The organism is Actinosynnema sp. NPDC023658 (assembly GCF_040639995.1).
Lineage (GTDB): Bacteria > Actinomycetota > Actinomycetes > Mycobacteriales > Pseudonocardiaceae > Actinosynnema.
This window is the reverse complement of the sequence record NZ_JBFAAX010000172.1, coordinates 1-11089: the sequence shown is the minus strand read 5'-3', so window position 1 is coordinate 11089 and position 11089 is coordinate 1. Positions and strand designations below refer to the sequence as shown.

Here is an 11089-nt window from a genome sequence, read left to right as displayed (position 1 = left end):
CGCCGCACCGCGGCCGGGTCGACCGCGGCGGTCAGCGAAGCGGCGCGGTGTCCGGCCGGGAGTCGCACCGGTCCGGGAACGTCGCGCAGCACCTCGCGCCAGGGCTCCAGCTGACGTGCCAACTCCTCACCGCGCAACCGCTCGCGCTGCCACACGGCGTAGTCACCGTAGTCCATCCACGACCCGGGTAACGCGGCCGAACCGTCCTGGTACACAGTGGACAGGTCGGTGAGCAGCATCGCCAGCGCCGGGCCGTCGGCCACGACCCGGTGCGCCACGAGCACGAACAGCCACCGGTCCGCGCCGACCTCGATCACCGCGACCCTCGACAAGGGACCGTGCGACAGGTCGAACGGCCGCTCGGCCAGCTCCGCGGCGACCGACTCGGCCCGCTCCACGTCACCGGTCAGCACGACGTGCTCCACCATCACGCGGCCCGTCTCCGAGACGACCTGCTCCCCGGCCGCGGTGACGTGCGTCCGGAGCGCGGGGTGCCGCGCGACCACGACGTCCACCGCCCGTTGCAGCGCGACGGGGTCGACCGGACCGTCCAGCCAGGTCGCGTGGGACAGGGCCGTGGGCAGCGAGAGCGCCCACTCCTGCGCGAACGACAGCGGATAGCGCACGAGCTACCTCCCGTGTGGCGCGTCCGCCAGCACCCGTTGGCGCATCAGGAACTTCCGCACCTTCCCGGTCGGCCCGACGGTCAGCTGCCCGTCCGGCACCACGTCGACCCGCCGCACCGTCCGCGCCACCGCCTCACCGAGCGCGGCCCGCACCGCCGCGCCCCGGTCCAGCTCCGGGTCGGCACCTTCGTGCAGCACCAGCAGCACGTCGGTCACCGCGGTGCCGTCGTCCTGCTTCGACGCGAGCACCGTGCAGTCGCGCACGTCCGGGCAGCGGGCCAGGACGCGCTCCTCGGACAACGCGGTGTAGAGCCAGTCGCCGCCACCGAGGTCGATCGCGTCGTTGGCCCGGTCGAGGTGGTAGTAGAAACCCTCCTCGTCCCGGTACATGAGGTCACCGGTCAGGTAGTAGCCGTTGAGGCGGCTGCGGTAGGTGGCGGTCGAGTCGTTCCAGTAGCCGGGCGCGATCGTCGGTGACTTCAGCCCGCACTGCCCGACCTGGCCGACCGGCACCTCCTCGCCCGTCGTCACGTCCAGCAACGCCACTTCCGCGAACGAGTACGGCTTGCCGACGCACCGGTCGTAGCGGTCGGTGCCGGGCCGGTGGCTGATGGCGAACGCGCTGTGACCCATCTCGGTCGAGCCGAGCGTGTCGATGAACTTGGAACCGGGCTCGTCCACCACGCCGTCCGGGGTCCACACGGGGTGGCTGCCGACCGCGACCAGCTTGCGGATGTGCGTCTCGTGCGCGCAGTCGCCGGTGCTGGACCAGTTGCGCACAGAGCTCAGATCGCGCTTCGACAGGTCGAACCGCGCCAGCTCGGCCCACGTGACGGCGAAGCCGAACACACCGGTGGGGCGCCAGCGCTCGATCGCGTCCAGCACCACCTCGCCGCTGCGCTCGAACGGCCCGCCCTGCGCGGACAGGCACAGCAGCTCGTAGCCGTTGCACAGCGCCTGGTTCACCACGATGATCCCGGCGGCGTGCGCGGCGGGCAGCACGGACATCTCGCGCACCCGGCCGTGCGGCCTGGCCTCGGTGAGCCGCACCGCGCGCACGGCGGCGAACAGGCTGTGGTGCGAGTGGACGACCGGCGTCGGCATCCGGGTGGTGCCGGAGGAGTGCGTGATCGCCACGGGGTCGTCGTCGTGGTGGCGGTACGGCGGCGGCGCCTGGGCGGGGTCGCCGGTGCCGGTCTCCGACGCGTCACCCAGGACGGGCACGCCGAGTTCGTGGTCCCGCAACGCCGCGTGGTCGGCGTCGAGCAGCACGCCGACGCCGCGCAGCCGCCGGACGAACTCCGCGGCGACCTCGATCGGCATGCCGCCGTTCATCAGCGCCGGGATCGCGCCGAGGTGGTTGAGCGCGAAGAAGTTGAGGAACACGTCGGCCGCCGAGGTGACGAACACCGCGACCGGGTCGCGTCGGCCGATCCCCCGGCGGGCGAACCACTCCGCCCGCGCCGCGACCCGTTCGGTCAGGTCGCGCAGCGACAGCGGGGTCCACGCGGGTATGCCGTCCACGTCGACGTCGAAGGTCATCCGCGGGGCGTCGGGATCGGCGCCGTGCTCCACCAGCATCGGCAGCACGTTGCCCGCGCCGACCCTCATGTCCTGCGCCAGCGCGGTGCGCAGGTTCGCCCCGCCCATCAGACCTCCCGGTTGCAGAGAACGGTGTGCCGCCGAACGGTCGCGCCGAGTCGGGTTCGCGCACCGGCGGCGGTGTGCGTTCGGACGGTGTGCGGGTGTCCCGCTGACTGCGACGCCGACCGCAGGTCTCGTGAACCGGGGCGAGGGGCTGACGCGGACTACCACCCAGAGACTAGGTACGCGATTCCCCTGTGGCAATAAGGCTTTCGAATGCGCTCGCGGTCGGTTCGGGTGACTTCGGGTTCGCACCGGGACGGGGCGGGACCGCACCGCCGAGGCGGGCGGAGATCGCGGCCCCGATCCGGGCGACCGGCACGGGCAGCAGCATGTGCTCGTGCAGGCAGTCCACCTCCACCACGTCGACCGGTCCGCTCACGTGGTCGTCCCACGAGGCCACCTTCGCCTCGGTGGCCTGCGCGTCCTCCGTCGCGGAGAGGAACAGCACCGGGCAGCGGACGCGGCCGGGGACGTGCCGTTGTGCCACCGCGAGGTTGTTCCTGATGACGTGCGGCAGGGCGAGCAGCTGACGGTCCGGCCACTCGTGCAGCCCCAACCCCGGCCGACCGCGGACGACTTCCAGCAGCCGGTGCGCCGGGTCGGGGTCGTCGGGCTCGACCACGGGTTGGTAGCCGAACTCGCGGAGCACGAAGTCACACACCAGCCACAGGTTGTCGTCGGCCACGCTGAGGCTGTTCGGCAGGCCGGGCATCGCGTCACCGATGACGAGCAGGCCGACCTCGTGGCCGCGCCGCTCCAGCTCCTCAGCGATCGCGTGGGCCGTGTTGCCGCCGATCGACCACCCGAACAGGTGGTACGGGCCGTATGGCTGGGCGAGCCTGATCCGGTCCGCGAAGTCCCGCGCCACCTCGGCCATGTCGACGGGCAGCGGTTCGGGCCTGCGCAGCCCGCGCAGTTGCAGGCCGTACACCGGGTGCTCGGGCGCGAGGTGCGGCAGCAGCGCGAGGTAGCACCAGCTCGCCCCGACCAGCGGCGGCGCGCAGAACAGCGCCGGACCGGTGCCACCTTCCCGCAGCGGCAGCACGAGGTCGAGGACGCCACCCGCGCGGCGGATGTCCGCCCGCCGCTGCCTCGCCCACGCGAACTCCTCGGCCCCCGGCAGCGCCTTGACCCCGGACTTGTCCACCAGACCGTCCTCCCGCTCGCGTGTGGTCACGTGCCGGACGCCAGCTCGACCAGGTGGGCCGCGGCCGCCGCGGCTCCACCCGCGGCGGCGAACTCCGCCCCGATCCGGCGGGCGTGGCGCCGGTAGTCCGGCTCGTCCAGCACCGCTCGCACCGCGGTGTCCAGTTCGGCCACCGTGACGTCGAGGATGGACACCTCGATGCCCGCGCCCGACCGGGCCACCTGCCGCGCCAGCGCCACCTGTTCGGCCCGGACCGGGGCGACGACCATCGGGACCCCGAAGGTGAGCGCTTCGTTGACCGCGCCCCCGGCGTGGCACACCACCGCGTCCAGCTTCGGCATCAGGTCGAGCATCGGCACCAGCTCGGCGGTGATGGCGTTGTCCGGGAAGGACTCCGCGGCCACGCCGGAGGTCACGAAGATCGCCTGCACCTCGTCCGCCAGCGGTGCGAGCACCGCGGCGGCCCGGTCGTAGAAGTCCCCGATCATGTGGCCGACCAGCGTGCCGACCGTGACCAGCACGTGCCTGCGGTCCGGATCCCAGAGGTGCCAGGGGAAATCGGGCGCGTTCGGCCTGGGGCCCAGCGCCGCGCCGGTGAGCACGCAGCGCTCCGGCAGCTCGGCGTCGCCCACGAGCCCGGGCGTCATCAGCGCGATCACCAGGTGCGGTGAGAACCGGGGGTCGATCGGCATCTCGGACAGGCCCGCCATCGCCACCGCCTGCGCCATCTTGTCGGCCAGGTAGTCGTCGAAACCGACGAGGTCGGCCGGTGGCGTCAGCTCCAGCGTGCCGGTGCACAGGGTCGCCCACGGCACGCCGTGCCGGTGCGCCACCAAGGCGCCGGCCAGCGCGTACTGCTCGGTGACCACGACGTCCGGCTTGTGCTCCAGCACCGCCTCGTCGACGGGGCCGAGGGTGAAGCGGGTGAACGGGATCAGGTACCCGTCCCACATCGCCCGCACCCCGGCCATGCCCGTCTCGTCGTAGCGCCGGTAGGCCCGGGTGCCGGTGCTGTGCACCGTGGCATCCGGACCGACGAGCGGGCGGAGCACGTTCTCCGGACCGCACCAGACGACTTCGTGACCCGCGCGGGCGAGTTCCTGCCCGATCGCGAGCATGGGGTAGAGGTGGCCTTGCAGCGGCAGTACGACCAGCAGAAACCGCGACACCGCAACATCGTGGCACACATTGACGTTCCCCGGAACGACGTGGTGGGATCCCGAAGTGTGACCGCTCTCGACGCGGTGTCGGTGTACACACCGGCTTTTCGCGTTCCCATCGAGGACTTGGCCGACCCGCTCGGCCTGACCGACATCCAGGTCAGGCTCTTCCGGCGGTTCCACGGGCTCGACCACGTCCGGTTCGACCCGGACCGGTCGCCCGCCGAGCTGTTGCGCGCCGCGGCCGAGGGGCTCACCGAGCTTCGCGGTCAGGAGCACCGGGTCCGGTACGTCGTGCACGGTCGCGCGATGCCGGTCGTCGTGCCGTACCCGCACAACCCGCTGCACGAGGCCTGCCGTCGGCTGGGGCTCGGTCACGCGCTGGCTTTCACCGTCACGCAACAGAGTTGCGCGAGCGGGCTGCTGGCGGTGGACCTGGCCGGCAGGCTGCTCGCCGGTGATCCGGACGAGGACGCCCTGGCGCTGGTGCTGACGGGTGAGAAGGCGTTCACGCGTCACGCGCGGCTGCTGCCGGGCACGTCGCTCTTCGGTGAGGGCGCGTCCGCGTGCCTGGTGAGCGCCAACGGGTGGCGCGACCGGATGTTGTCCTTCGTCTGCGCGCAACGCGGTGATTTCGACGGCGAGTTCGGGGATCGGGAGGACGAGTTCCAGCGCCAGTACCGCCCGTCGCTGGCCGAGGTGATCAACCGGGCGGTCACCGACGCCGGGCTCGTCCTGGACGACATCCGGTTGGTCCTGCCGCACAACGTGAACGTCGTGACCTGGCAACGCCTGTGCACGCTCATGGACTTCCCCGTGCAGCGCGTGCTCCTGTCGAACGTGCCCGACAACGGCCACCTCTTCTGCACCGACGCGTTCGCCAACTACCGGACCGCCCGGGAGCGCGACCTGCTCCGCGAGGGCGACCACTACCTCGTAGCGACCGTCGGCGCCGGAGCCGGGGCGACGTTCTCCGCGATGGTGTTCCAGCACTGACACCCCGTCCCACCCAGGAGGCCGACATGACCGCACCCGACGCCCAGATCGACACCGCATCGCGGGACCGCGTGGTCCAGGCGATGACGACCGTGCTCAAGCGACTGGTCGAGCGCGAGGAGCCGATCACCGAGGACATGCACATGGCCGACGAGCTGGGGGTCAGCTCGTCGCTCGGCTTGGAGCTGCTGCTGGAGGTGGAGGAGCAGCTCGGCATCCAGATCGACGTGGAGCGGATGCGCCCGGACGAGCTGCTGACCGTGGGCGAGCTGGCCACGTTCATCGCCGGCCACAGCCGGCCCTGGTGATGCGCCTGGTCCGCGCCGGGCGCAGGGGTTTCCGCGGTGACGCCGCCGTCCTCGCGGACGACGACCACCGCGCGCAGGTGACCGAGTACTTCGCGGACCTGGTCGGACCGTTCGGGGGCGCACCCGCCGCCGAGCTGTCCGGCCACTCCTACGGCGAGATGGCGAAGGCGTTGGTGGCGGAGGTCGTGGCCGAGTCGGAGCCGGTCGACCTGCTGGTGCTGGCCTTCTCGATCCACGACGTGTGGCCGGGTCGGGCGACCGCGACCTACCTCAGCCACGTCTGCCCCGGCACGCCGATGTCGTTCGCCATCTGCGACCAGGGCAGCGCGTCGCCGTTCACCGGCCTGCGGGTCGTGCGCGACTACGGCGCGCGGCGGGCGCTGCTGGTCGTGGTCGAGCAGGCGTCGCTGCCCTACGAGTCGACGGCCGCGACACCGCTGGAGCACCGCGGGGTGGCCATGCTCTACGAGGACGGGCCGGGCACCCGGGTGACCGACGTCCGCCAGTACCCCGACGTGGACCCGGCGGCCGTGCCGGGATCGGCGTCGCTCGCGGTGGCCGAGCTGTCGGCCGGTCACCCCGGCGCGCGCGTGGTGCTGAGCGATTCGCTCGCCGCGGTGTGGCCGGACGGTCCGGACCACGAGCGGGTTCCGGCCGGGCAGCCCACCACCGGGGTGTGGTGGCACCTGGCCGAGGAGCGCGGGGGCACGGTGCTGGTGGGCGACTACGACCGGGAGCTGCGCTACCTCTGCTTCGCCGTGGTCGCGGTCTCGTAGTCCTCAGCGGACGGACGGGCCGCCACCCGGCGGCGGCCGGTCGCCCGTCACCCCGAGGCGGTGCCGGCGACTGCCGCCCGGGGTTGCACGCCGGTCGGCACGTCCGCGTGGAACGCGGCCTCGATGGCCAGCTCCTCCACCGCGTACAACAGCGCTTCCACCCGCTCCGCGGGGAAGACGTCCATGTCGCTGACCACCTGGAGGTAGACCGTGTCCGCGTGGTCCTCGATGTTGACGAACAGCTGGTCGGTCCACCGGTAGACGAACTTGTGCCACTTGACGGACGTCTCGGGCTGCCGGGCCCGGATCTCGTCCTCCGTCATGCGCGGTGCGCCCACCGCCGCGTCGGACCGGGTCCTGGTGCTGAACCTGCGATCGTTGATCCGGCAGGTGATCCGGGCCGGGTAGCCGCGCTCGACGTCGAGGCGCTCCGCCAGTTCCGCCAGCTGGTCGGGGTCGTAGTAGGCGTGCATCAGGGCCGACGTCGTCGCCTGGCGGGCCTGCGCGATCACGTCGTCCACCGTGCCGTCGAGGTCGAGGGTGAGCACGGCGTTCTGGACCAGCGAGCCGATGACGTCGGCCAGTCCGGGCCGGAACCGGTTGCCCGCGGCCAGGTGCAGGGTGAGGGGGTCGACGCCGGTGGTCCGGGCGATCGCGGTGGCGATCACCGCGAGCAGCACCCTCCCGGTGTCCGTGCGGGTGCGCCGGGCGAGCTCGACCACGGCCAGGTGCGCGGCCGGGGACTGGAACCGGACGTTCCGGCACCGCCGCCCCGCCTCGTAGTCCGGCGCCCCGGACCCACCGAACGTGAACGGCGGCAGGGAGCGCAGGTGGCCTTCCCAGTAGCGCATGGCCCGTTCGCTGATCCGTCGCGCCTGCGGCGTCGCCTCCCGCCGGGCGAGGTCCGCGAGCCGCACCGCGTCCGGGTCGACCGGGCGGCCGACCAGCTCCCCGAGGCCGAGGTCGGTCATGAGCACCAACGCGCCGACTCCGTCGACGACCAGGTGTCCCATGGTGAGCACCATGTAGACCGCTTCGCCCCGGTACTCCATCACCCCCATGCGCAGCGGCCACGGGGTGTGCTCCGCCAGCGGTGTCGCCATCCACTTGAGCCAGAGCCTGTTGCCGTGGTCGACGGCGTCGGTGCGGTCGAGGTGGTCCGCGAAGGTCATGACCTCCAGCTCGATCTCACCGGACTCGTGCACGACCTGGCACGGCTCGCCGTCCTCGTCGGTGCCGATCCGCGTCCGCAGCGCGGGGTGCTTGCTCATGAGCCGGCCGAGGCGTTCGGCGACGTCCGCGACCGTGAGGCCCTCGGGCAGGTGGTGCGCACCGCTGATGTTGTAGGTCCACTCGCTGTTGCGCATGTCCTGGAGGATGCTCTTCTGGCCCCAGCTCAGCGGCGCGGTCCCCCCACCGGGTCCGGAGAACGGCACGGCGACCCGGTCGTGGACGATCCGTTCACCCATCGGCTCTCCCGAAGATCACGCTCACGTTGTGGCCACCGAAGCCGAACGAGTTGGACATGACCGCGTCGGCCCGGGCCGCCAGCGCCTCGCCACGCACGTGGTTGAGGTCGCAGGCCGGGTCGGGGTCGTCCAGGTTGCGGGTCGGCGGGAGCACTCCCTTGCGCATGGCGGCGATGGCGATCGAGGCTTCGACCACACCGGACGCGCCGAGCATGTGCCCGGTGACCCCCTTGGTGGAGCTGACCGGCGGCATGGCGTCCCCGAACACGCTCCGGATCGCCGTCGACTCGGCGGTGTCGCCCGCCTTCGTCCCGGTGCCGTGCGCGTTGAGGTAGCCGATGTCGCCCGCGGGCAGTCCGGCATCCCGAAGTGCGATCCGCATGCTCTCCGCCGCGCTGGAGCCGTCCGGCCGGGGCGTGGTCGGGTGGTGCGCGTCGCTCGTGGCGCCCCAGCCGAGCACGTCGGCGTGCACCGCGGCGCCGCGCGCCCGCGCGAAGTCGGACCGCTCCAGCACCAGCACACCGGCGCCCTCACCGAGCACGAAACCGTTGCGCCGCCGGTCGAACGGGCGGCTCGCGGTGGTCGGGTCGGGCCAGCCGCGGGCGAGCGCGAGGGCGTTGCCGAAGGCGTCCGCGAACGTCGGGAACAGCGGCGCCTCGGTGCACCCGCACACCACCACGTCCGCTTCGCCCGACCGGAGGATGCGCATCGCCTCACCGATGGACTGGCCGCCGGCGGCGCAGGCCGTGCCGGACGACGACGTGTAGCCCCGGATGCCGAACTTGATGGCGACCCGGGCCGCCGCCATGTTGGGCAGCACGCCGGGCAGCAGGAACGGGCTGACGCCCAGGCGGCCCCGCCGGGAACGCTCGACCGCCTGGTCCGCGAGCGTGGCGAGTCCACCGACCCCGGACAGCACGATCGCGACGCGGTACGGGTCGACGTCCCGGCCGACCTCGATCCCGGCGTCGGCCAAGGCGTCGCCCGCGGCCCGCACGGCCATCACGATCGAGCGGTCGACCACGCGCGCTTCCTTGGGCGGTATAACGCTTTCCGGGTCGATGAACGGACCGATCGCGGCCACGTCCACCACGCCGTGCAGCGGGTGGTCCTCCGGCGGGCGCACGATCCCCGACCGGCCGGCGCAGACCGCCGTGAAGACCTCGTCGACCGTGGTGCCGACCGGGCTGACCAGCCCGATCCCCGTCACGGCAACGCTTGCGCTCACGTCGCCGTGGCGATCCGCGCGCGCCCGGCCACCTCGGCGCAGAACTCCCCGACCGTCATGGCGGCGAACCGCTCGGCCTCGTCCTCGTTGAACCGGACGCCGAAGTGGTCCTCCACCCGCAGCGCGAGCTCGGCCATGGCGAGCGATTCGAGGTCGGCGCCGGCCGGGCCCAGGACCGTGTCGTCGTCCATGTCGGCGGTGCTGTACTTCATGGCCGTCAACGAGTCGAAAAGGAACTGGCGGATCTCAGCGTTCATGGCGGCGCTTCCCCTCTCCGGGAGGTCAACGGGAATCTGCCCCACCGGGGTCGAGGTCGTCAAGCACCAGCACATCACCGAATACGGGCTATGGACCGGTTCCGGAACAGACCGCAGAATGTGCGCCATGCCCCCGGCGACGCTGGACCTCGTGACGCACGAAGAGGCATCGCCGCGATCCCCCGCCCTGCACCTCGTCGGCGGTGTGACGCTGTCCTACGGCGACCTGGCCACCTTGGTCGACGAGGCCGAACGGTCCCTGCGCCACGACACCAAGGCGTTGGTGCTGTGCGCGGGCGACCGCGACCTGCCCACGCTGCTGGCCTACCTGGCCGCGCTGAGGCTGGGCCACGCGGTCGCGTTCATGCCCGCGTCGGCCGAGATCCTCGCGGCGTACCAACCGGAATTCGTCGTGCCGGGCCCCGGTGGCGTGCCGGACTCGACCGCCCTCGGCTACGCGCCCGGCGAGCCGGTCGGAGGTTCGCCGGTCCTCCGCAGGCGTTCGGCGCAACCGGCGAGCGACATCTTCCCGGAGACGGCGCTGCTGCTGTCGACTTCCGGAACGACGGGGAGCCCCAAAGCGGTCCGGCTCTCCTACGCCGGTGTGGCCGACAACTCCGAAGCCATCGCACGCGTATTGCGCATCACCGCCGCGGAACGCGCGCCGACCACCCTTCCCATTACCCATGCCTATGGCTTATCGGTGCTCAACAGTCATTTGAGGTCCGGCGCAAGTATCGTGCTGAGCGACCGGACGCCGCTCTCGCTGGCCATGTGGGACCACCTGGCCAGGGCGGGTGCCACGTCGTTCGCCGCCGTGCCGACGACCTACGCGGCGTTCGGCCCAGCGCACCTCAACCTGTTGGAGCGCTCGGAGATCCGGACCATGACGCAGTCCGGCGCACGTCTCGGGGACGAGCTGACGATGCGGCTGGTTCGGATGATGGAACGGCGGCAAGGCCGGTTCTTCCCCATGTACGGCCAGACCGAGGCCACCTCGCGCATCGCCTGCCTCGACCCGGCCGACCTCCCGGACCGCGTCGGCTCGGTCGGGCGCGCGGTGCCCGGCGGCGTCATCACCATCGCGCCCACCGAAGCGCACGACCGCGCCGCACCCGGCGAGGGCGCCGTGCACTACCGCGGTCCCGGCGTGATGCTCGGCTACGCGGCCGGTCGCGACGACCTCCGCCGAGGCCCCGAAGTGGACGTCCTGGACACGGGCGACCTCGGCTACCTGCGCGACGGCTACCTCTACCTGACCGGCCGCACCAAGCGGATCGTCAAGGTGCTCGGCGTCCGCACGAGCCTGGACGACCTGGAGCGCGTGGTCGAGCGGTCAGACCACCCGTCCGCGGTGGTCTGCGGCGACGACGACGTGGTGTACCTGTTCGGCGCGGGCGACCCGGACGTGCACGAGGAGCAGCGGCGGCGGTTGGCCGAAACGCTGGGGGTACCGAGCCGGCACGTGGTGGTCC

Annotated in this window: 11 protein-coding genes; 4 read left to right on the top strand and 7 right to left on the bottom strand. The window is 72.3% G+C overall.

Annotated features, from left to right (window positions below; all coding sequences use genetic code 11):
* The 4 genes from AB0G02_RS19160 to AB0G02_RS19145 form a co-directional block, all read right to left on the bottom strand.
* A partial coding sequence (locus AB0G02_RS19160) for a condensation domain-containing protein (protein WP_360795950.1) occupies nt 1-626 on the bottom strand: 626 nt, incomplete at its 3' end.
* 3 nt (nt 627-629) lie between these two features.
* On the bottom strand, nt 630-2276 hold the full coding sequence (locus AB0G02_RS19155) for a class I adenylate-forming enzyme family protein (RefSeq protein ID WP_360795947.1): 1647 nt from the start codon (nt 2274-2276) through the stop codon (nt 630-632).
* A gap of 172 nt (nt 2277-2448) precedes the next feature.
* On the bottom strand, nt 2449-3450 hold the full coding sequence (locus AB0G02_RS19150; RefSeq protein WP_360795944.1) for an alpha/beta fold hydrolase: 1002 nt from the start codon (nt 3448-3450) through the stop codon (nt 2449-2451).
* Nucleotides 3447-4589, bottom strand: a complete 1143-nt coding sequence (locus AB0G02_RS19145) for a glycosyltransferase (protein ID WP_360795941.1) — start codon at nt 4587-4589, stop codon at nt 3447-3449. Before AB0G02_RS19145 ends, AB0G02_RS19150 begins: the two co-directional genes overlap by 4 nt.
* A gap of 117 nt (nt 4590-4706) precedes the next feature.
* On the opposite strand from AB0G02_RS19145, the gene AB0G02_RS19140 reads away from it, so the two are divergent.
* From AB0G02_RS19140 to AB0G02_RS19130, 3 genes are read left to right on the top strand one after another with little or no spacing between them, the layout of a single operon-like run.
* Nucleotides 4707-5576: a 3-oxoacyl-[acyl-carrier-protein] synthase III C-terminal domain-containing protein gene (locus AB0G02_RS19140; RefSeq protein WP_360795938.1), complete on the top strand. Its 870-nt coding sequence runs from the start codon at nt 4707-4709 to the stop codon at nt 5574-5576.
* Between the two features lie 26 nt (nt 5577-5602).
* Complete coding sequence (locus tag AB0G02_RS19135) at nt 5603-5884, top strand: phosphopantetheine-binding protein (RefSeq protein ID WP_360795935.1); 282 nt, start codon at nt 5603-5605, stop codon at nt 5882-5884.
* Nucleotides 5881-6660 (top strand): hypothetical protein, encoded by a 780-nt coding sequence (locus AB0G02_RS19130; RefSeq protein ID WP_360795933.1) that lies wholly within the window; start codon nt 5881-5883, stop codon nt 6658-6660. Before AB0G02_RS19135 ends, AB0G02_RS19130 begins: the two co-directional genes overlap by 4 nt.
* Nucleotides 6661-6707: 47 nt before the next feature.
* Here the strand turns inward: AB0G02_RS19130 and AB0G02_RS19125 are convergent, their stop codons facing one another.
* Genes AB0G02_RS19125 through AB0G02_RS19115 form a run of 3 tightly spaced genes read right to left on the bottom strand, consistent with a single transcriptional unit; the run spans nt 6708 to nt 9614 of the window.
* The gene (locus AB0G02_RS19125; protein WP_360795930.1) at nt 6708-8129 is read right to left on the bottom strand and encodes a condensation domain-containing protein; all 1422 of its coding nucleotides are present in this window, start codon (nt 8127-8129) and stop codon (nt 6708-6710) included.
* Nucleotides 8122-9357 carry a beta-ketoacyl-[acyl-carrier-protein] synthase family protein gene (locus AB0G02_RS19120; RefSeq protein WP_360795927.1) on the bottom strand — a complete coding sequence of 412 codons (1236 nt, stop codon included), beginning with the start codon at nt 9355-9357 and terminating at the stop codon, nt 8122-8124. Before AB0G02_RS19120 ends, AB0G02_RS19125 begins: the two co-directional genes overlap by 8 nt.
* The gene (locus tag AB0G02_RS19115) at nt 9354-9614 is read right to left on the bottom strand and encodes an acyl carrier protein (protein WP_360795924.1); all 261 of its coding nucleotides are present in this window, start codon (nt 9612-9614) and stop codon (nt 9354-9356) included. The genes AB0G02_RS19120 and AB0G02_RS19115 overlap by 4 nt, the downstream gene beginning before the upstream one ends.
* 127 nt (nt 9615-9741) lie before the next feature.
* Between AB0G02_RS19115 and AB0G02_RS19110 the strand changes: the two genes are divergently transcribed.
* A partial coding sequence (locus AB0G02_RS19110) for an AMP-binding protein (RefSeq protein WP_360795921.1) occupies nt 9742-11089 on the top strand: 1348 nt, incomplete at its 3' end.

Coding starts and splice junctions, on each gene's coding strand:
- AB0G02_RS19155 (WP_360795947.1), bottom strand. CDS start 2,276: ATGGGCGGGGCGAACCTGCGCACCGCGCTGGCGCAGGACATGAGGGTC.
- AB0G02_RS19135 (WP_360795935.1), top strand. CDS start 5,603: ATGACCGCACCCGACGCCCAGATCGACACCGCATCGCGGGACCGCGTG.
- AB0G02_RS19125 (WP_360795930.1), bottom strand. CDS start 8,129: ATGGGTGAACGGATCGTCCACGACCGGGTCGCCGTGCCGTTCTCCGGA.
- AB0G02_RS19115 (WP_360795924.1), bottom strand. CDS start 9,614: ATGAACGCTGAGATCCGCCAGTTCCTTTTCGACTCGTTGACGGCCATG.